The following is a 21,884-nucleotide window of genomic DNA, read 5'->3' as shown; positions in this document are numbered from 1 at the left end:
ATTAACCAGGACTCAGTTAATTAGTTGCTTGCGCTGTTGGTTGCTGTTTGTTTAGTTGTAAGTAACTTAATAGCCACATACCCAAACCACCTAAAAACAATGCAGCTGCTACGTAACCTGTTTGATTAGGTGCGGCACCTTGCGCTATTGCAATTCCGCCAACCCAAGGGCCTATAGCATTGGCTGTATTAAATGCGCACTGTACTAAGGCACCAATCATAGCGTGGCCTTCGGGCGCAACGTCCATTAAAAGCGTTTGAATCAGCGTAGCCAAGCCCACACTGCAACCAATAAAGAAGATCACCGCGTAAAGAGCCCAAATATTATGGCTTGCCGTTACATATGCAAAGGCAAATACAATAGTACATACAAGCGCAAGGCCAGTCGTTTTAATTGCTGATTTATCGGCAGCTTTACCCAGTACATAGTTACCGAGTGTACAACCGATACCAAACATTACCATTGCGATAGAAATAGTATACGGGGCTGTTTTTGTTACCACTAATATGGTGTCGGCAATGTAAGTATAAATACAAAACACTCCGCCAGAGCCAATAATTACAATACCCAAAATGGACCAAACCAGTTTATTTTTAAGTACGCCAAACTCGTTTAGTAAGTTAGAAGGCTTAGCGTTATCGATATTAGGCACTACTTTATAAACAAAAACAAAAGCAATAAAGGCCAGTACTGCAGCGCCAGCTAAACAATAACGCCAACTTAAATTTTGACCTACAAGTGTAACTATAGGCACGCCAACAATAGTAGCCACAGTTAAACCCATAAACACCTTAGACATAAAGCTAGCACGCTTACCTTTTGGGGCAATATCTGATGCTAATAAAATAGCAGCACCAAAATATGCACCATGAGGTAAGCCACTTAAAAATCTAAATATTACAAGCTGCTCAAGCGATGTTGCCATCGCGCTTAACCCGTTTGAGATAAACATTAAGCTTATAAAAATGAGCAATGCTTTACGCTTTCTCATATTAGCTGTAGTGAGCATTAAAATAGGGGCGCCAACTACAACACCAATGGCATAAGCACTAATTGCGTAACCACTTTGTGAGGGCGTTGAGCCAAATGTTTCGCTAATTAGTGGCAGCATAGGCATCATCGAAAACTCAGATAATCCTAAAATAAATGTGCCAAGTGCTAATACGAGTAAAATAGCGGTTCTGTTAAGTTGACTAGATGCCGACGTTACATCTGATGTCATAGATGATCCCTTAAGATTTAATTTTAAAAGTGAAACAGCGCAATAAATTCTGAATAGAAAATATTATATGTATGCTTAAATTTTGGTGTGAGAGGGTAGTCTGTGAAAGTGCTATTTTAAGTTAAAAAAAGTACAGAGTCATGCATAAATTAGTGTTTTTGTTAGGTTTTTAAAATATTAATTAGAAGAAAATACTACTTAAAATTCATAAAATAAAAAAACTATTTATAAAGCAGGCGCCTGTAAGGTATTAAATATTAGCTGAAAGGCTATTTAAAGCTTATATTTACAGTATAGTTACATATTGATATTACATTAATTTGCTAATTTTAGGTCAACAACCCTAGTGCTAATTTACTCCTTAAGGTTTTTATATGTTTGGTATTTCTAAAAAAAACGCAAAAATTGAAGAAATGGAGCTTCAATTAATTCAAAAGCAGTCTGTTTTATCTGCAATTAATAAGCATGTGGCTTATATAGAGTTTACCCCTGAAGGAATAATATTAGACGCAAACCAGTTGTTTTTAAAAACTATTGGTTACAGTAAAGAGCAAATAATTGGTAAGCATCATCGTATGTTTTGCGAAAGTGAGTATGCAAGCTCAAACGAATACAGCAAGTTTTGGCAAGCATTAAAGGCAGGTGACTCTAAAGCAGGATCGTTTTTAAGATACAAAGCGAATGGTGATAAGCTTTGGCTTGAAGCAACTTACTTCCCGGTTGAAGAGCACGGCGTAGTTACTAAGGTTATTAAAATAGCCTCTGATATTACGGCTAGTTACATACAACGAAAGGCACAAGAAGCTATCGCTAGTGCACTTGATAAAGCATTAGCTACGATAGAGTTTACTCCTGAAGGAAATATTTTAAGCGCAAACCAAAACTTTTTAACAACAATCGGGTATAGCTTAAAAGATATTGTAGGTAAGCATCATAAAATGTTTTGTACTAAAGTGTTTTATGAGAAAAACCCACGCTTTTGGAATGAGTTAGCCGAGGGGCAGTTTAAGTCAGGAAAATTTAAACGTATTGCCGCCGATGGTTCAGAAATTTGGCTTGAGGCTACTTATAACCCAATATTAGATAGCAAAGGTAATGTAATTAAAATAATTAAGTTTGCGTCAAATATTACCGATCGAATTAATAATAACAGTGCAGTAATAGAGGCTGCTGCAATAGCGTATGAATCGGCGCTAGCTACTGCGCAAACAGCTAAAAAAGGCTCTGAAATACTACAAAGTTCTGTTGCAAACTCCGATGCCATTGTAAGCCAAGTACTTAAGTCGGTAGATTTAATTAAAAATCTTAATGAACAATCAGCTGTAATAGGTTCCATTGTTTCTACAATCAGCAGTATTGCTGATCAAACTAATTTACTGGCACTTAATGCTGCAATAGAAGCTGCACGCGCTGGGGAGTACGGCCGTGGTTTTGCTGTAGTAGCTGATGAAGTAAGGCAGCTCGCAGCCAGTACGAGTAGTTCAACTAATGAAATAGCGACCGTTGTTAAAAATAACCAAGAGCTCACTAATGATATATCAAGGCAAATAACGTCGGTTTCAGACTCTTCAGAGCAAGGCCGGGAGCTTATTGCGAATGTATCTGAGGTCATTAAAGAGATTGAACGCGGAGCAGATATTGTTTCTCAAACAGTAGCTAAGTTAAATACTTAACTACTGTTTGCATCATTTTTTACGTTTTAAGCTGCTAATTAAAGTGCTTAAACACACCTAACAACATTATAAATTGATAAAGTGCGACAATATGTCGCGCTTTTGCTTTTAGTACTCATTATATAATTACGCCAATTATTACAGTGGCATAAATTAACAATGGTTTATAAAAGCAAAACTCAAAAAACTTACTTACTTTCCCCTGTCGCACTTTTTATTAGCGGTGTGCTATCTCCTTTTGCATTTGCCGACGATACGCCTTTAGAAGTAATTGAAGTACATGGACATGCTCAAAATAAGCATTTAGCACTTGGTTCGTCAGAATCGTTATTAAGTGATTTAGGTGTCGATTTTTCAGCCGCGGGCGGCGTATCTAACCTCCCTATTTTAAATGGTTTAATGGACGACAGAGTTAAAGTGTTAATTGATGGCGCAGATGTTACCGCTGCATGCGCTAATCATATGAACCCGCCACTTTCGTATATTTCGGCTAATCAAATTACGTCTTACAATGTGGTTGCAGGCGTGTCGCCAGTAAGCGCGGGCGGCGATAATATTGCCGGTGTTATAAGCGTAAACTCTATTTCACCACAGTATAGCGATAAAAGTGAATTAGATTGGCACTCAGGTTATGTGTCAGCAAAGTACAGTAGCGTTGATAACGGACGTAAACTTGGTGTAGGCGCTCGTTTAGCAACCGACAAGTTTAGCCTTAATTATCAGGGTTCGTTTAGTGACGCAGATAGTTATGAAGACGGTAACGGCGATGTAGTATTAGATACATTGTATCGAGCACAAAATCATAGTTTAACCGCAGCTATGCGCGATGATAAACAGCAATTAGTTATAAAGCTAACGCATCAAAAAATCCCGTATCAGGGATTTGCAAATCAGTATATGGATATGACCGATAACACCAGCTACGGTGCAATAGCTCAATACAAACGCTCCTTTGAAAACAGCGAGCTTGAAGGGCAAGTTAACTGGCATAGCGTAAAGCACGAAATGGGTTTTTTCAGTGAAGAAAAAACAGGCATGATGCGAATGAAAACCGATGCACAAGATATAAGTACGCAGCTTAAATGGCGTATTGCCCTTGATAAAAACAGCAGTATTTTACTCGGTCAAGAATATTACAATTACAGCATTGATGATTGGTGGCCAGGTATCGAAGGCTCAACCATGATGGGACCAAACGATTACGTAAATATAAATAATGGCAAACGAGAGCGCATAACGGCATTTGCTGAATACGAGAGCCAAATAAATACAAAACTGTGGCTAAACGCAGGTGTACGTATTGAAAGTATTAATACCCAAGCTGGAGAGGTTCAATCTTACAACGATGGTATGAATATGAGCATGATGGATATGGACGATATAAGCAGTGTGACCATGAGCGATACGTCTACAGATAACACTATTGCTGCACAGAATTTTAATGCTGGCGACAGACATAAAACCGACACTATAGTTGATGCTAACTTATTAATTAACTACCAAATAACAAATTATGATGAGCTGCAATTTGGTCTTGCCCGTAAAAACCGCGCACCTAATTTATATGAGCGATACAGCTGGGGCGTAAGTAATATGGCAACCACCATGATTGGTTGGTATGGCGATGGTAATGGCTATATTGGTAACCCTGATTTAGACGTTGAAACAGCGCATACTTTAAGTGCTACTTATATTAAATCGGCTAAAGATGACCGTTGGCGTTTAAGCACTAATGTTTGGTATACCGATGTGAATGATTATATTGATGCTGATATTGTAAGAAGCTTCAATAGTTATGACTTGGACAACACTGCGCGTAACATTTTGCAGTTTACTAATGTAGATGCCATTTTATATGGTGCAAAAATAGATTTAACAGTCAACATTTATGAATCTAAGGATTTAGGTAACTGGCAGTTACACGCTAATGTTACTAATACGAGAGGCAAGCGCGACGATACTAACCAGCCGCTTTATCAAATTAAACCACTGCAAACCCAGCTAGGTATTAGCCAGCAAATGGGTCGGTTTGAAAACGCATTAACTTGGCAGTGGGTAGATACTAAAACCCGTGTAGATAATAATCGTTTTGAAAACCAAACAGACAGCTACAGCTTGGTTAATTTAAGCTCTAAAGCCACATGGGATTCATTAACGCTAAGTGCTGAAGTGAGTAACGTGTTTGATGAGTACTACCAACTCCCACTAGGCGGCGTAAGTATTGCAGCACTTAAACAAGATAGCAGCAACGGGTTTGAACAACTTGCTGGGCAGGGTCGTTCATTTAATGTAAGCATTAGTTACGCGTTTTAACTAAATTAAATTTTAAAATAAAGTAAAAGCCATAACTGTGTTATGGCTTTTTTCATACGCTTTAATATGTAAGCCGTAAACTTATTTTTATGAAATATTTGTACGCAAAAAGCGTTCTATTAAGCACGCTTGTACTAATTTTACAGCGTTATTTTAAGGCAATGCAGTAAAAAGCAGTAGCTTGTTCATCACCCAATGATTAGGAAGTACAGTTTTTAAGCAATTTAAAAATAAAGTGATGGGTGCGCCAACAGCTATGGCCGGTTTAGCTTTGGGTATTGCCAGTATGGGATGGACATGGGAAAACGTTTTTAACTTAAACTCTCAAGGGCAATTTTTGGGAGCGGTATTAGCTGGCGTATTAGTTTTACTTTTGGCTGCTAAGTTTTTACTACACCCTCATTTATTAAAAGCTGATTTAGCACACCCAGTTGCAGGAAGTGTGATCCCTACATTTGCAATGGCTAATCTTGTTATTTCAAACTCAGTTGGGCAATTTCACTCATTAGCTGGCGACATTATGTGGGTTTTAGCTTTTGTGTTGCATCTCACATTTTTGGTGAGCTTTTTATACCAGCGAGTAAAAAAGTTTAACTTTGAGGATATGGCGCCCAGCTGGTTTGTGCCACCAGTGGGGATAATTATTGCAGATGTTACTTTTTCGGGAAATCCGACATTAGCGTGGTTAGCTTATAGTGCGTTAGTTATTGGTATATCAACGTACGCTATAATGCTGCCAATTATGTTTTATCGTTTTATATTAGCATTAAAAAGTGACTACGAAATACAGCCAACACTCGCCATTTTAGCAGCGCCTGCTAGCTTAACATTAGCGGGATACTTTCATATTGTAGCTAATCCATCACTTGTTATAGTGGGGGCATTATTTATATTAGCGATAATAAAAACACTGATTGTTTATGTGTTATTTATAAAGTTATTACGCAGACCTTTTTCGCCGAGCTACGGTGCTTTTACATTTCCAATGGTTATTGGGGCAACTGCATTATTTAAAATGGCTGATTGGATGCAAAGTATAAACCTCGCAATGCCATATGTAGATACAGTTAATTACTTAGCTACGTTTGAACTTATAGTTGCCACGGCAGTGGTATGTTATGTAAGTGGTCGGTACTTTTGCCACTTTAAATTATCAAAGCAACAGGTAACGTAAAGCTACTCTTGGATTACCTGTGGCTCATTACTTTCTTGTTCAGCTTGTTTTTCGCGCTCAGCTTTTGATACATAAGAGGGTTTGTTGCTTTTATGCAATTTAGCGTTAGTGCGTTTATCTTTCTTTTGAAATTTAGTGACGATTTTTTTACGACGGTTCACAATTAAATACTCTCTTAATTTTAAGTCGCGCATTATACAGTCATCCTCATAAAAGCTGCTATATAAATATTTACCTTAAGTTAGCTGTGTGCCTGCCACAAATTGCTATATGTAAGCCTCCCATAGCGTTATAATTACCGCTCTTAGTTATTAATTAAATGGGAATTGTTTTGAAAAAGTTAGCTTTAGCCAGTATTGCTTTATTTGCATTTAGCGCACATGCGCAGTTAAATAAAAATATTGATAGCGTTGCCGATTACGCAGTAAATACCTACCAAAATGCTCAAATACACACACTAACTAACTTAGTGGCTTTTCCGACCGTTAATAAGAGCGATATTGCCGCTCCTCAAAATCCCGATTTTATTGGCTTTAAAGCACTTTTAAAAATGAAAGCTGCAGAGCTTGGTTTCGACTATCAAGATTTAGGGTACACCGTATTAATTGGAATGGGCGAGCAAAGCGAAAAAGTAACGGTAGTAACCCACGGCGACGTGCAGCCTGCTAATGCTAGCAAATGGAAACAAAGCCCTTTTATTATTGATACGTCTGAGCCTGGTAAATTAGTTGGTCGTGGTACTGAGGATGACAAAGGCGCAATAGCGACAGCGCTTTACGCCATGAAAGCAATTAAAGATAAAGGCATAACGCTTAATAACCGTATTGAGCTTATGATTTACCTTGCTGAGGAGTCTGATTGGGGTCCGCTTACTAAATTCATGAAAATGTATGAACAACCAAAATATGCAGTAACGATTGATGCATCATACCCTGTAGTGGTTGCCGAGAAAGGTTGGAGCCTAATTGCACCTACTTTTAATGCAACATCACCACAGACGGGTTTATATGTAAGCGATGTAACTGGCGGTGCGTTTAGAAGCCAAATTCCAGAAGACGCCAGCTTAGTACTTCACAATGCAGACGCTGCACTTATTAATACATTAAAAGCAAAAGCTAAAACATTAAATAAAGTTGAATTTAACTTTAGTGAAAAAAGCAATGGTTTAGCAATAAGCGTTAAAGGTATGTCGGCGCATTCATCAGAGCCTGAGTCGGGTATAAACGCCATTGCTTATTTAGCTGAGTTATTTAAAGGCGTGGAGCTTGAAAATAACAGTGACGGCGAGCTAATCGACTTTGTGAATCAGTTAATTGGTTTAGACATTCACGGTAAACAATTTGGCGAAATAGCTTACAAGCACAACTTTATGGGCCCAATGACAGTGGCACCAACAGTTATTGAGCGCGATGGTAATGCGCTAACACTTGCTGTAAATGCACGTCGCCCAATGGGTAAAGACGAAGCTGTATTACAAAAGCAAATTGATGATGCACTCGCTAATTGGCAAGCCACTAACAATGTAACGCTTGCTAACATAGAAACAATTATTGGCACACCGATGCTACTTGATAGCGCGCCACATGCGCAAAAGCTGCTTGATATTTTCAAGCATTTTACGGGCGACGAAAAAGCTGACTTTGTATCAATAGGTGGTGGCACTAACGCAAAGCTGTTTGATAATGCGGTATCGTTTGGTCCTTCAATGCCAGGTAAGCGCTACACAGGTCATTCAGAGCATGAATTTATGACACTTGAGCAACTTGAACTGAATTTACGTATGTACACAGCAATGATGATAGAGCTGGGTAATATGTAGTTTAAGCGTACTTAGATTCAATAAGATTTAAATAAATAATAGGTGTTGGGTATTAATCAGCACCTATGTCCTCAAAATTTATTTCGGGCAAGTTTTCAAAGCTTGGTTTGGCAAATAAATACCCTTGCATAAGCTCAACACCTGCGTTTTTAAGCCATGTATATTCTTCTACTGTTTCAATCCCTTCAGCCAGTGCGGTAATATTTAAATCGCGAAACATATTTAAGCAATGAGTTACTATTAATTGGCGTTTTTTGTCGTTGTTAATATCGCGTATTAGCGCCATATCCAGCTTGATAATATCTGTTTGAAAGTCAGCCAGTAGATTTAAACCAGAATAACCTGCACCAAAGTCATCAGTGGCGGTTTTAAATCCGAGAGACTGATAGTAATCAACAACGCGCTTTATGTGTGCGGTGTCTTCTATTTTTTCTACTTCAGTAAATTCAAACATAATATTTTGAATTGGGAAGTTATATTTTTTTGCAGCGTCTAGTGTAGTGCGTATACATCGCTCTGGTTTATAAATAGCATTAGGTAAAAAGTTAATGCTTAGCATTGATGTTATGCCAAGCTTTGCGGCTAATTGAATGGCTTTGATGCGGCAAAGCTGATCAAATGCATAGCGGTTGTCTTCATTCACTTTTGAAATGATTGAATAAGCAGACTCGCCATTTAAACCTCTAACCAATGCCTCATATCCATAAATTAGGCGAGTTTTACAGTTTATAATCGGTTGAAAAGCCATTGAAAAATCAAATTCGAGATCGTTAGCGTCAGCACAGTTACTACACGTAACTTTTTCACAATCTTTTGATTTTTCGCTCATTTAGCTCATCCTCTTATGTTTATTTGTTTAGGTTAGTTGAGATTAGATTCTAACACAAATAGATTAAAGTATTGTTTTTTTATGTTTTTATACATAATAAATAACTATGTAATTAAATGAAAAGTGATGACTAATGTCAGACCACTTAGTGACATTTAGCAGGTGTGTATGTTGCTTATTAAAACAATAATAGCGACATACATTACTTGGAGAATATAAATGAAAAATACAGTGACATTAGGTAAAAAAGTTAAAGCATATTTACTTATTTTAACTTTGCTAAGCGTTATAAATTTACTAACTTCGCCTAGTTATATATGGGTAGTATGGCCAGCAATTGGGATGGGAATAGGGCTTGTAGTAAGTACTTTGAGTAGGAATGAATCTAGAGATATTTCTTTATAATAAGCAAGCCAAGTAATTACTTACTTGGCTTTTTTAGTAAGGGACTGTCTACATAGTTAAATCTAAATAGTTAAATTTAAATAATTAAGTCTAAATATTTAAAATGCTGATTGAAGAGTCGCATCTAGTGATATTTCGGTATTTAAGAGTTTTGAAATAGGGCAGCTCTTTTTAGTTTGCTCACATAAAGCTTGAAACTGCTCATTTTGAATATCATCAATACGCGCTTTTACCTCAAGGGCAATATGCGTCACCGAAAAACCGTCATCTACTTCATCAAGGCTTACAGTGGCTTTAGTATCAATTTTATCTGCGGTAAAGCCTGCATCACCTAATGCAAGTGAAAGCGCCATACTAAAACATGCACTATGCGCTGCACCTACTAATTCTTCAGGGTTTGAGCCTGCCTCATCTTCAAAGCGGGTATTAAAACCATATGGTTGTTTATTAAGCGCGCCACTTTGAGTTGATATGCTACCTTTGCCTGTTTTAATGTCGCCAGACCATGTTGAACTTGCCGTTTTTTTAATCGTCATCATCTTCTCCTTGCTTGAGTGTAAGCTTTTCAGGTTATCTAAGCCTTATTTACAAAATAAGCTTATATAAAGCCTTAAAAGCACTAATTACTGATGATGCTGCAAAATAGACGCCAGTTAATTATTACTCTTATTTATTACGCCTGCAGCGCTCTGAACAGAAAATAACGTTATCCCAGTCGCGCTGCCATTTTTTACGCCATGTAAAAGGTTTATTACAAATAGGACATATTTTTTGAGGTAAGTTTAGTTTTTTGTGTGCCATGCTTACTTAGCCTTACTATTACTTTTAGTATCCGTTTTACTTTTTGTTCGAGTAACTTTTTGAGTACCCCCAACGTGCTTTTTAAGAATCCTCCCTATGGCACGTTTAACATCGGCTCGCTCACGGTATTGCCATAAGCGTTCGCGTGCTTCTTTTGAGGCCGCTGTTAAATCAAGCATGGGTTCAGGGTAATCCTCCCCTAACTTAAAGTCGTTAAAGAGTGCTTCCATTGGAGTTTGCTCCCAAGGCTGATGTAAATATTCAATAGGGAGTTTTTCAAGCTCGGGGCACCACTTTTTAATGAACGAACCTGTTGGGTCTTGATCTTCTGATTGTTTAATTGGGTTGTAGTGCCTGATGGTGTTAATGCCTGTTACCGAGGCTTGCATTTGAATTTGCGGATAGTGAATTCCGGGCTCAAAATCTAAAAAGTAATTAGCGAGAGGAAAGCTTGCTTGCTGCCAGCTTATATTTAAATGATGCGTTACAAAGCTTACAAGCATGGCGCGCATTCTAAAGTTTATATAGCCGGTGGCTTTTAAGCAGCGCATGCAAGCGTCAATAATGGGAATACCTGTTTGACCTTGCGCCCAGCGTTCAATATCGTTTTTAACATGTTCATCATCGCGATACGGAAATACATGGTAGCCTGGATTAAGGGCTAAAAATTCCATAGAGCACTCGCTCTCAAACTTTTGCATAAAATGGCAGTGCCAATGCAAGCGCGATACAAACGCTGCTAGTGGGCGTTTCCAGCCTCTTTTATCAGGGTGTTTTGAATGATATTCATCAATGGCCATTTGATACACTTGCCTAAGGCTAATGTTCCCCCATGCTAGATAGGGCGAAAGCCGAGAGCAGTGGGTTTGGCTTAAACTTGGGCTCGATATTCCTTTTTGATAACCTTTACCGCGCTCGGCAAAAAAGCTCTGCATTACAGTTCGCGCATGCAGTGGGCCACCTTGTTGAAAGTTGTCATGATCTTGAGTGTAAGCGCTTGGCAGCTCAGGCGCTTGATAGTTATTAAGGGTAATTGTTTTTATACTCTTCCAATTAGGAACAGCAATAGGTGCTTGCATTGTTTGCTGCCAGCGTTCGTTCCAATTATTACGATTTTTTTTGCCGCGAATAACAGCGCCTGTTTGTGATTCTTGCCAATTAATGTGGTTATGCTGGCACCATGCTTTTATTGCCTTATCGCGCTCAAAGGTGTTGTTTAAGCCTATTTCTTGATGGCTAAAAATATTAACTATTTCAAACTGCATCTTTAACGATTCAAGTAAATCGTTCATATTTAAATTAAATATATAAACACAGGCGTTAAAACGCGCTAGCTGATTATTTAACTCAACTATTGATTGATACACAAAGCGCCAGTGCCGCTCATTGTAGTGTGCATCTTCGAGCAGTAATGGCTCAAAGTTATAAAGTAACAGGGTCGGTAAGCCATTACTAAATGCATTTTTTAATGGTTGATGATCGCTAAGACGTAAATCACGTTTAAACCACACGATGTTTATTTTTTCTTTCATACTGGCAATATTAAAACCGTGGCATTATAAATAATAAGACAAAACCAATACGTATTAAATGTAAAAGAAGACTAGTGTAAAAACGATTTTGATATAGGCAACTCATGTTAAGGTGATACTAAAATGAGTCGCCAATAAAAGAAGTATTATAAATAGGGAGAATTACCGTGATACTTAAGCAATTTTGGCACTTGCAGTCATGTGAGAGTACACCTATTAAAGCTTCACCAATTGCAACTACTTCCATTATCTTTTCCTAAAACTTGCGGGGGTATCGCTTTGTATGACGATACCCTCAGTTAGGGTAAAATTAAAAACGCTTACCAATAGTAAAGCTAAAGACACGAGATATGACAACGCGCGCATTAAATATAATTGATTGATCTGCTACCGTTTCACCTGAGTGAAACTTCCCTCTGATAAGTTTCCTGAGTTATTTAGGTTTTTAACATCGACACGAAGATTTAAGGGTACTCGCCGAGATATCATGGTATGTAGGTAGGGCATCAAAGGCTCCAAACGTTGCTACTGTTTTGGCTCCGCACTTAGTAGCAAAGTCGATAGCCTTTGAAACGTTAGTAAAGTTACTTGCCCAGTCAGTAAATTCTGTTTTATTACTCACTAGCGAAGATATTTGATATAAAAAACCACCTACAAACGCATCGCCTGCAGCTGTGGTATCCACAACATATGCCTGAGGGCAAGGATAAGTACCACTAAATGAGCTAGATGAAAAAGTAATAGGCTCGCCACCATCGGTCATTAAAACTAAAGCTACGCCACTATCTACCCAACTTCTAATGGTGGTATCAATATGCTCTATTCCATAAAGCGAGATCAGCTCATCTTTACTCGCTTTAATAACATCAACTGTTTTAGCAACATCCTCAATAACAGATTTAGCTGTGAGTGGTTCATCCCAGAAGGCTGAACGAAAGTTAATGTCAAAGCATGTAACCGAGCCTGATTCTTTAAAGTGTTTTAGCGCATGTAAGGTTGTATTTAATACTAAAGGTTTTGCAAAAGAGCCTGAACAAAAACTCACAATTTTAGGTGTTGAAAATAAAGAGGGCTCTAAATCGGTTATTTGTAAATCGTAATGTGCAGCATCTTTATCGTAAAATTCAAATGTACGTTCACCGTTTTCATCCAACGATACGAACGCGAGTGCCGTCTTCCCTTTTTTTGAAAAGCCAACATAAGATGTGTTTACATTATACATTTTGAGTGCATTTATTAAAAAGCGACCAAATTTATCATTGCCTACTTTACCAAGCAAATAACTTGAACCACCAAGCTTTGCTACGGCTACAGCAACATTAGCGGGTGCGCCTCCGGCAAACTGTGTGAAGTCTAGTTCGCTATTTGATGCCTTATTGTGCATGCAGTCATGTGAGAGTATATCTATTAAAGCTTCACCAATTGCAACTACTTCCATTATATTTTCCTAAAAATTGCGAGGGTATCGCTTTGCATGAAGATACCCTAGATTAGAGTAAAATTAAAAACGCTTACCAATAGTAAGGCTAAAGGTACGAGGTAAGACAACGCGCGCATTAAATGTAGTTGCTTGACCTGCTACCGTTTCACCTGCGCGAGGATCTCCCTCTGATAAGCCTTCTGAGTTATTTAGGTTTTTAACATCGGCACGAAGGTAATAACCGTCTTCGTTTTCAAGGGATAAACCAAGGTTTAACATGCCATACATAGGCAGTTCTGCTGTGTTGGCGTCGTCGGCATAACGTTTACCGCTCCAAGAGTAGCTACCATGAATAGCTGCCATACCCCACGAAAAATCTTCAAACTGATAGCTACTAGTTAATTGGCCAAAGTGCTTAGGCACACGTACAGGTAAGTTGCCGTTTATATCAATAGAGGCAGAGCTTCTATTAGCATCCAAGTATTGCGCCGCTGGTGTGTTTACAAATTCGGGTGATTGGTACGTTGCAGATACACCAATGCGCCAGTCTTGGGTGATTTGCAGGTTAAATTCGGCTTCTACACCTAAGGTTTCTGTGTTTCTAAAGGCTTGACGTTGCACTACTTGACCATTTTCAACAGTAGGTACATTAAAGAATAAATCATTCGCAGCGGCGAAGTAACCGGTTACAAATGCTGCGACATCACCTTCGTTATATTTAATGCCCACTTCGGCCATTACCGTTGAAGCTGGTTGTGTTTCGCGTCTCTCAGAGTTATTAAATTGATTAATTTCCTCTTGACTAGTTAGGTTGGTAATCGCCATGTATTTATCTACATCAGGCATACGAAAACCATCTGCATATCGAGTGAATACCGCTAAGTCGTCGTTAAATTTGTAGTTAGCTGCAACTGTCCATGCCATTTCGTTGTATTCAACATCAAAGTTTCGGTAAGTCCCATCACCAAAGGGCAGGGTAATATTCCCATTGACGGTATCAGTATCGCTGGCAAAACTGTCAATTGTGTAATTAGCTTGGTTTTGCGCTTCCCCATCTGCTTTGAGGGTTTCGTACCTTAGGCCCAGATTAAACGACACATCTTCAAGCTCGTATTCAAAGTCAGCAAATGGCGCAAGGGTATTTTCACTATAAACAATATCGGCAAAACCATGTGATCCAGACTGAATACCTTTGTAAGTACCGCTGGCAATGTCAACACCTTGTGCATCTGTAAATACAACATCTAAGCGCTGCGGCAGGGGCTCTACTGATTGCAGTGTATTAATTCGATAGTCGGTAACATGGCCATTAATATTAGAGAAGAATAAGCCAAAATTAGCATAAAGAGTCCCTTCGCCTACATCATCAAAGGTGTAGTTGAATCTGGTTTCGTTTTGAAAGTTGTCGCCTTCAAAACGTCTATGCCAAAAGCCTGCGTTTATTCCGTATCCATTGGTGTTGTAGGTATTTACGTTGCTTGAATCAGCCAATACAAAGCCGTTTCCTGCATCGCGTATATCGTAACTTAGGTTACCATCAACCATGGCACCTGCAAGGAAATCAGTATTTGCAGCATATATAGCTTGTGCTTTACTAGCTAACGATTCGGCGTTACCTACGTTAATGATGCCGGTAAAGGTTGTTAGCATATCGGTATAACGCATTTGATTTGAAAAGACTAAGTTTTCGTTGATTTCAATTTCGGTTGTATTGCCAAAGTAGGTCACATTAGCGTAGTTACCATCTGCAATATCCAAATCAATGTCGCCGCTTGGGGTGTTATTAAGAGTTAATAAACGCGCACCTGCTGAGTTACCGGTGGTGCCATCTCTGATATCCATCCCGCCTGGGATTGTTTTAGCATTGGTGGTTGAGCCTATTAATGGCTGAGGAATAAAAAAGAATGATCTATCGTTTTGTTTATTAAACTCAAAGCGGGTAAAGCCGCTGCCATCTTTAAAAAAGTGCTTAATATTGCCATTAAGTTCACCACCTTGGTTAGCTGTATACCCCGGATCGCGTGCGGAGTCATCCTTGCGATACCAAGCGCCAACTGCATAGGTTGTCTGATCGTCTATTGATCCGCTAACCCAACCTTGTCCACCTAGGCGGTTGTTGCTGTTGGTTTCAAAAAACACATCACCTTGGGTATCATCGGAGCCTTCACGAGAAATAAAATTAATAAACCCAGCTGGCGCGCTACCAACAAAAATTGACGAGGCACCACCACGAATAGCTTCAACGCTGCCAACAAAATTAGACAAACGGGTAAAGCGATCATTTTGAGTAAATAAAATATCTTGATTATAAAACACGGTCATACCATCACGAAGTAGTGCTGTAAACTCTGTTTGCGTTGATAACGGAAAGCCTCGTGGGGCTACGTTGTTACCGGTTTCTCCACCGGTGTCTTCGGCATGAAAACCAGGAATACTTCGCACTAATTCAGCAACACTGTGCGGAGCCAATTGCTCTAACTTTGCTTCGTTAAAGGTAGTTATTGCATTAGTTGATTCGATTTTCTCTTTTGGCCGAGATGTTCCCGTTACAATGATGCGCTCAAACCCTAAATCACTTTTTGCTTCTTGTTGCTCTTGTGACAAGACGTTAGGGGATATGGATAGACCTACAGCGACTGCAATTAGAGTCATTTTTGCTGATACTTTCATTTTTCTGTTCTCTCTTCGTTGTGTGTGTATACAAATTTGCGGTTTTATTAATCAAACATGTCAGTGTTATCAAATTTGTAAATAGAATGTAGAGAACTTAAAATAATAAATCAACTATTATTATTTATTATTTTTTGTACAGCTTTTTGATTGTTTGAGTGAATTTTTTACCTCTGATAAAAAATAAATAAGCAGCCAACGTTACCGATGGCTGCTTTTTAACTTTAAAGTATATTAGTGGTGTGAAAGGCTTGCGTGATCTTGAGAAAAGTTGATAAGTAACGGTAGGTTAGCGCAGCCTACTGATTGAGCCTTGGCGCCAATAGAGCCACTTTGTACTTCACAGCGATTAATACCGCGATGATCAGCCTGGCTCAATTTTAACTTTGTTGCCAAAACTATTTTTTCTCTGACATTGATAGGAATGGCGCCATCAATGACAATTGCCTCAAAATCAAAAATAGCTAAAGAACACAATGCCGCGTAGGCGAGGCCATCTGCAACTTGGTCTATCCACTTATCGAGTACGGGGCCTAAGTCTCCCCAATACTCTTTTGAACTCCATAGTATGTCAGTATTGTAGCCATCACCTTTGAGCATTTTTTCGAGAATATACAGTGATGATTGCATAATAAGTTGTTGGGAGGTTAGTTGTCCTTCTCTATTAAGCATAGGCCTAGGTAATGAACCTATAGCGCCGGCATTACCTTTTTTACCAGTAAATAAGGTTTCGTTTATAACAACTCCACCACCAATAAAAGTACCAATAAAAATATATAAAAAATCGCTAAAACGAGCAGGATTACCAAAGCTTAATTCAGCTGAACAAGCCGCAGTATCATCATTACATACATACACGGGAAGGTGTACAATTTGATTTATTTTTTCTTTAAAATCAAAAGACTTCCATTCATTCAATACTGTTTTTGGAGCGCCGGCTTCTTCTGTCCAGTTCCAAATTTCGTAAGGGGTTGCAACACCCACACCTAAGATACGCTTGGCTAATTCGTCACTTAAGCTCATTTTAAGTACGCTGATCCCTTTCTCTAAAAAGGTTAGCAAGCTCTGTACTGTGGGGTAAGCGCAGTTTTCGTGCAAAGTTGCGCGTATATTTCCTACTAAGTCAATCAGGGTTAAATCAAAACTGCGACGACCTACTTTTAAGCCAATTCCAAATGCACCATCTGGATTTAACGCAAATGGGATGGTTGGTTGGCCAACCCTGCCACGCTGCGGGTCTTTCCGTATTAATAACGATTCTGCTTCTAAGCTATTGATAATTACTGTGACGGCCTGTGCTGAAAGTCCTGTTTTTTGTGCTATTTCAGCTTTTGGAGCACTACCGTGTTGGCGAATTAATGACATAATTCGGCGTTCATTATGAGCACGCAGGCCAGATTGGCTTCGGCCTTCTTGTAAAGAGAGTCGAGGGTTTTTAGATTTGATAATTATTCCTACCTAGTTGTTATTATCTTGAATAACCTGATTAATTGTACACCGAGTGTGTGTAATTGGCGACTATATTAGCTTTACTGCCGGGTTCATTTCTTATTATTAAATTTACGACAGAGTATAAATAAGTCACAGGAGGTTAATAAATAACTATAGTTGATTTATTGACGGAATGATATTTAACTGGTTAAATGCTTTACTTAACATTAACAACTGAGACACGGCAATGACCACACACACACACACACAAACACCTCTTGTCTCCAAGGAGATGGTGGTTCCCTTTATTTTACTTGTTCTGTGCTTTGCTGCATGGGGAGCTGCGGCAAACATGACTGATCCGCTAGTAAAAGTGTTTAGTAAAATTTTTACTATGTCGTCAGTGCAGTCTGCATTGGTACAATTTAGCTACTATGGAGCTTACTTTTGCCTAGCTATTCCGGCGGCATATGTCAATAAACGCTTTTCGTATAAAACAGGTGTGTTAACCGGTTTAGGGATGGCTGCAATCGGAGCATTTTTGTTTTATCCCGCCAGCCAAGCAATGACTTATGGTTTTTTTTTAGTGGCTTTGTTTGTGTTAGCTGGAGGCTTATCTATTTTAGAGACATCAGCGAACCCTTATGTAATGGGAATGGGCACCCAACAAGGTGCAACTCGCAGGTTGAATTTGGCGCAATCATTTAACCCTGTCGGTACTAACATTGGTGTTTTTTTAGCCGCCACCCTTATTTTACCAAAGCTCAATACCGCAACCTCTGGTGAGCGCACAAATATGAATAGTGAGCAATTAACTAGCATTATAAGCGCAGAACTTGATGCAGTTATGGTGCCTTATGTTGGTATGGCTTGTGTGTTGGTTTTTATTTGGTTGGCAATTGCGTTTACTAAAACACCTAATTTTTGTAAGCAAAAAAAAGTCTCTAAGCATGTAGAATTTAGTGCAACGTTTAAGCGCTTGTTTAAAAATACCCATTACCGCTTTGGTGTTATCGCCCAGTTTTTTAATGTTGCGGCGCAAACTTGTGTATGGACATTTACCATCCAGTACGTAATGGAGGCACTCGATACAAATGAAGTTACTGGGGGAAGTATTTTACAATACAGTATGATCACCTTTTTAGTTTCTCGATTTGTAATGACCTGGCTTATGGGATTTATTCGTCCTGCCAAACTGTTAATGGCAACCTCTATTATTGCAATGCTGCTGTGTTTTTATATGGTGAAAATGCCAAATATAAGTGGCGTATGGGCGCTGGTAAGTATATCGGCTTGCTTGTCGTTAATGTTTCCAACTATTTACGCGATTTCACTACATGGGTTAGGCGATGATGCAAAACTAGGTGCTGCTGGTTTAGTAATGGCTATTTTAGGTGGAGCGATAGTTCCTGTATTCCAAGCTGTGTTTATTGATACATACAGTGTCGCGTTTTCTTATGTTGTGCCTGCGGGGTGTTTTATTATTGTTGCAGCTTATGCTGCATTTGATTTAAAAACAAAAGTCAGAGTATTCAATAATGTAGCGCCTTGCTAAATGGATTGAAAACCGAGCCTGAAGGCTCGGTTTTACTTTTTAACTTTTCTCATTTGTAAATCTTCTTTAACCCCAACCTTCATCGGATTAAGATATTAGGCATGTTGATATTCTTATTTAGTTGAAAAAATATGTTTTTAGATCTCACCGAAAATACCAACCAAAATGTTTACTCTTACTTAGTAGGCGGTATCAGCCCAAGGCCTATCGCATGGATAAGTACATTAAATAGCGAAGGTAGTGCAAATATTGCGCCTTATTCATTTTTTACTGTGGCTAGTTGCAAGCCAGCTGTTTTAAGTGTTACGCAAGTAAACCCTAGTGATAAAACGAATAAAGATACGCTTAGTAATCTAATGGCAACTAAAGAATGTGTGGTTAATATTGTCAGCCAAGAGCTAGTTGAAAAAATGAACCAAAGTTGTGCAAATTATCCTAGTGATATAAGCGAGTTTGATGCAGCTAACATTGCCCAAGCTCCAAGTAAGTTAGTTAACGCGCCAAGCGTTGCCGATTCAAAAGTACGGTTTGAATGTAAGTTACGCGAAGTTATTAGTATTTCAAATGAGCCTGGCGGTGGAACAATGATGTTGCTGGATGTAGTGGGTATTTGTATAGACGATGAAGTGATGAGTGGTGGCTATATTGACCCTGAATTATTAAATGCAGTGGGCAAAATGGGCGGCGATTACTTTAGTACAACCAAAGATAAGTTTTTGCTTAAAAGGCCACAGTTGTAATTTTAATATAGATTCTTCCTTTGTTTGTGCACATTGTTTGCACTTTTACTTGTTAACTTTGTTTTATTAAACGTTAAAGTAAAGGTTCAAGCATTGAAAACACTTCTTAAAACAAAAGCCGTTAATGCCACTAAGTTATTTGCGTTAAGCGCGCTTTGTATTGCTTTAAGCGCATGTAATAGCGATTCTACAAGTACTACAACAGACGGCGAAACGGTCAGTAATAGTGCTCCAACTGTTGACGCCGGTATTGACCAAACTGTTAATGCGGGCGATACCGTTTATTTAATTTCAACAGTTGAAGATGATGGCGAAGTATCTGTTAGCTGGTCACAAACATCAGGCACTACCGTTAGTTTATCTTCAAGTACTGCAACGTCTACTGAGTTTGTTGCACCTGAAGTTTTAACCGATGAAGCACTTGTATTTGAAATCAGTGCAGATGATGGCACAAACGATGTCGTTGTAGATACAGTTATAGTTAATGTTATTGCTTCATCAGACTCAGATACAGTTGATAATAGTGCAAAACTTACCAGCTGGTTAATTAACAACGATACAACCTCTACTTATATACAAAACAATGGCGCAGTGGTTGAAGATGTTCAATCAGTTGAGGTTGTTACTGTTTCTGAGGAAGATGCTGACGTTGAATACATGTATGTGCAAACAACTGACATTCCTAAATATGATGTAACGCTTACACAAGACCAAGTAGACGCGTTAAATAACCGCCCGCGTGCAGCTACCGATTTTTATAACGGTGTAACTTCTGCAGTAGTAGGGCAAACCATTTCGTTTGGTGAAGATATTGGCTATAACAGCAGCACTGAAAACTGTGATGACACAGGCGGTGCAGGCTATTGGCCTCCAGGACCAGGTTGCCCAACAGAACAAGCGGTTGAAGCGTATTTTCCGATAACACCTACCGATTTATCTGACACTGAAACTTGTGAAACAGGTTTAGGTACAGTTGGCTTAATGGTTAATGGCACCAGTATATTTAACTGGGGCGATGGTATGAGCTACGGTAATAATATTTGGTATACATTAGCGCCCATTGCTGAGCAATACGATGTTGATGTGTGTGGCGGACATGCTGCTAACGGTGAATATCATCACCATTTTTACACTAGTTGCTTAGCTGATTTACTTGAAGATGATGGCGATGCGCATTCACCTATTTATGGGTTTGCAGCTGATGGCTATCCACTTTATGGTCCTTATGAAAGTAACGGACAACTAGCATTAAGTGGCTGGGAAATGCGAGATTATGGTGCACCTACAAGTGAAGGGGGGTGTGGTACTGAGGGTGAGCGAAGCTGTACCTTAGTTGATCAATACGATGTTAGCCAAGGTACACAAACAAGTGATGCAGGTCCTGCTATTGGCGCACAAGTAACGACGCTCTCTGGTAATACATTAAATGCCGACGATGGTTATTATTTTGAAGATTTCTACTATGCACAAAAAACAGTAACCGGTGCTCAATTAGATGAGCATAACGGCCACGATACTAACGATGGCAAGGGTTATCACTACCATATAACACTAACGCTAGACAGCGATGGTAAATTACAGCCTTCTTTCCCTTATCAAATAGGGCCTCGTTTTAAAGGTCAATTAGCCGATAATTCAATTGGTCGCTGTGATACGGGCGAAACAATGGGTCCACCACCAGGAATGTAAGGAGTAACTATGCGTTATTTTAAATACGCATTGATCCTAACAACTGCTGCGCTATTGAGCTTCAAGCTCTTTGCGCAGCAGGAAATGATGGATCATAGCCATATGCCTATAGCTGTGCCAAATGATACGCCAATCCCGGCATTAAGCCTTAAGTTATTAAAAGATAGTATGTCGGGTTATAACTTAATTTTAGATACACAGCGTTATGATTTGTCTGTGCCGCCAGAGGGCACGATGAACATGCAACAAATGATGGTTGCGACAACAAACCAAGACACCGGTTTTTTACAAGGTCATGCTCATTTATACATTAATGGGGTTAAAATACAGCGAATTTACGGACAAGCGTTGCATTTACCTGCTAACTTATTTAAAACGGGTATAAATACCGTATCGGTTACTTTAAATAATCATGGTCATATGTATTGGACCGCTCAAGGTAAAAAAATAGTTGCTACATTGTATGTTAACGATCAAACCAAAGAGTTTATAACATACCGATTTGAAAGCTTTCCTAGCAAGGTTGAAAACACGCATTAATGAAAATTCATAATAAACTTTTTTTGTAACTATTCACCAAGACAAATTATTTTCTAAGGATCTTTTTTAGC

General features: G+C 38.9%; 18 protein-coding genes. 9 read left to right on the top strand and 9 right to left on the bottom strand.

Annotation, left to right across the window (positions count from 1 at the left end):
- Window positions 1-16: 16 nt before the first annotated feature.
- The gene (locus GQR53_RS15065) at window positions 17-1,222 is read right to left on the bottom strand and encodes an MFS transporter (protein ID WP_165744381.1); all 1,206 of its coding nucleotides are present in this window, start codon (window positions 1,220-1,222) and stop codon (window positions 17-19) included.
- Between the two features lie 374 nt (window positions 1,223-1,596).
- Here GQR53_RS15065 and GQR53_RS15060 point away from each other — a divergent pair, with 374 nt between their 5' ends.
- The 3 genes from GQR53_RS15060 (at window position 1,597) to GQR53_RS15050 (ending at window position 6,382) form a co-directional block, all read left to right on the top strand.
- Window positions 1,597-2,895: a PAS domain-containing methyl-accepting chemotaxis protein gene (locus GQR53_RS15060; RefSeq protein WP_165744380.1), complete on the top strand. Its 1,299-nt coding sequence runs from the start codon at window positions 1,597-1,599 to the stop codon at window positions 2,893-2,895.
- A 159-nt stretch (window positions 2,896-3,054) separates the two neighbouring features.
- Complete coding sequence (locus tag GQR53_RS15055) at window positions 3,055-5,208, top strand: TonB-dependent receptor (protein ID WP_165744379.1); 2,154 nt, start codon at window positions 3,055-3,057, stop codon at window positions 5,206-5,208.
- A 256-nt stretch (window positions 5,209-5,464) separates the two neighbouring features.
- Window positions 5,465-6,382, top strand: a complete 918-nt coding sequence (locus tag GQR53_RS15050; protein ID WP_240917484.1) for a TDT family transporter — start codon at window positions 5,465-5,467, stop codon at window positions 6,380-6,382.
- Window positions 6,383-6,384: 2 nt separating this feature from the next.
- Here GQR53_RS15050 and GQR53_RS15045 read toward each other — a convergent pair whose 3' ends face one another.
- Window positions 6,385-6,576, bottom strand: a complete 192-nt coding sequence (locus GQR53_RS15045) for a DUF2986 domain-containing protein (protein ID WP_182754262.1) — start codon at window positions 6,574-6,576, stop codon at window positions 6,385-6,387.
- Between the two features lie 137 nt (window positions 6,577-6,713).
- Between GQR53_RS15045 and GQR53_RS15040 the strand changes: the two genes are divergently transcribed.
- Complete coding sequence (locus tag GQR53_RS15040) at window positions 6,714-8,201, top strand: dipeptidase (protein WP_165744377.1); 1,488 nt, start codon at window positions 6,714-6,716, stop codon at window positions 8,199-8,201.
- A 52-nt stretch (window positions 8,202-8,253) separates the two neighbouring features.
- Here GQR53_RS15040 and GQR53_RS15035 read toward each other — a convergent pair whose 3' ends face one another.
- Window positions 8,254-9,030 carry an EAL domain-containing protein gene (locus tag GQR53_RS15035; protein ID WP_165744376.1) on the bottom strand — a complete coding sequence of 259 codons (777 nt, stop codon included), beginning with the start codon at window positions 9,028-9,030 and terminating at the stop codon, window positions 8,254-8,256.
- Between the two features lie 219 nt (window positions 9,031-9,249).
- Between GQR53_RS15035 and GQR53_RS15030 the strand changes: the two genes are divergently transcribed.
- Complete coding sequence (locus GQR53_RS15030) at window positions 9,250-9,435, top strand: 2TM domain-containing protein (RefSeq protein ID WP_165744375.1); 186 nt, start codon at window positions 9,250-9,252, stop codon at window positions 9,433-9,435.
- Between the two features lie 98 nt (window positions 9,436-9,533).
- On the opposite strand, the gene GQR53_RS15025 is transcribed toward GQR53_RS15030, so the two are convergent.
- The 6 genes from GQR53_RS15025 to GQR53_RS15000 all read right to left on the bottom strand — a co-directional run bounded on the left by GQR53_RS15025 (window position 9,534) and on the right by GQR53_RS15000 (window position 17,250).
- Window positions 9,534-9,971, bottom strand: a complete 438-nt coding sequence (locus GQR53_RS15025; RefSeq protein ID WP_024593544.1) for an OsmC family protein — start codon at window positions 9,969-9,971, stop codon at window positions 9,534-9,536.
- A 130-nt stretch (window positions 9,972-10,101) separates the two neighbouring features.
- Complete coding sequence (locus GQR53_RS15020; protein ID WP_076916399.1) at window positions 10,102-10,236, bottom strand: DUF2256 domain-containing protein; 135 nt, start codon at window positions 10,234-10,236, stop codon at window positions 10,102-10,104.
- Between the two features lie 2 nt (window positions 10,237-10,238).
- Window positions 10,239-11,768 (bottom strand): deoxyribodipyrimidine photo-lyase, encoded by a 1,530-nt coding sequence (locus GQR53_RS15015; protein ID WP_165744374.1) that lies wholly within the window; start codon window positions 11,766-11,768, stop codon window positions 10,239-10,241.
- Window positions 11,769-12,213: 445 nt separating this feature from the next.
- The gene (locus GQR53_RS15010; protein WP_165744373.1) at window positions 12,214-13,206 is read right to left on the bottom strand and encodes a carbohydrate kinase; all 993 of its coding nucleotides are present in this window, start codon (window positions 13,204-13,206) and stop codon (window positions 12,214-12,216) included.
- Between the two features lie 63 nt (window positions 13,207-13,269).
- Window positions 13,270-15,858: a TonB-dependent receptor gene (locus GQR53_RS15005; RefSeq protein ID WP_165744372.1), complete on the bottom strand. Its 2,589-nt coding sequence runs from the start codon at window positions 15,856-15,858 to the stop codon at window positions 13,270-13,272.
- A 234-nt stretch (window positions 15,859-16,092) separates the two neighbouring features.
- Window positions 16,093-17,250 carry an ROK family transcriptional regulator gene (locus tag GQR53_RS15000; protein WP_206013303.1) on the bottom strand — a complete coding sequence of 386 codons (1,158 nt, stop codon included), beginning with the start codon at window positions 17,248-17,250 and terminating at the stop codon, window positions 16,093-16,095.
- 286 nt (window positions 17,251-17,536) lie between these two features.
- On the opposite strand from GQR53_RS15000, the gene fucP reads away from it, so the two are divergent.
- The 4 genes from fucP (at window position 17,537) to GQR53_RS14980 (ending at window position 21,813) form a co-directional block, all read left to right on the top strand.
- Window positions 17,537-18,844, top strand: coding sequence for an L-fucose:H+ symporter permease (gene fucP, locus GQR53_RS14995; protein WP_165744371.1), 1,308 nt, complete (start codon window positions 17,537-17,539; stop codon window positions 18,842-18,844).
- Window positions 18,845-18,975: 131 nt separating this feature from the next.
- Window positions 18,976-19,584 (top strand): flavin reductase family protein, encoded by a 609-nt coding sequence (locus tag GQR53_RS14990; protein ID WP_165744370.1) that lies wholly within the window; start codon window positions 18,976-18,978, stop codon window positions 19,582-19,584.
- Between the two features lie 33 nt (window positions 19,585-19,617).
- Window positions 19,618-21,273, top strand: a complete 1,656-nt coding sequence (locus tag GQR53_RS14985; RefSeq protein WP_206013298.1) for a YHYH protein — start codon at window positions 19,618-19,620, stop codon at window positions 21,271-21,273.
- Window positions 21,274-21,282: 9 nt separating this feature from the next.
- A complete protein-coding gene (locus GQR53_RS14980) occupies window positions 21,283-21,813 on the top strand; it encodes a hypothetical protein (protein ID WP_165744368.1) in 531 nt (176 codons plus the stop codon).
- The last annotated feature ends 71 nt before the right edge of the window (window positions 21,814-21,884 follow it).

It is taken from the genome of Pseudoalteromonas sp. Z9A6 (assembly GCF_011378805.1).
GTDB classification, from domain to species: Bacteria; Pseudomonadota; Gammaproteobacteria; order Enterobacterales; family Alteromonadaceae; genus Pseudoalteromonas; species Pseudoalteromonas distincta.
Note: the sequence above shows the minus strand (reverse complement) of the source record. Positions and strands in the feature narration are given on the sequence as shown.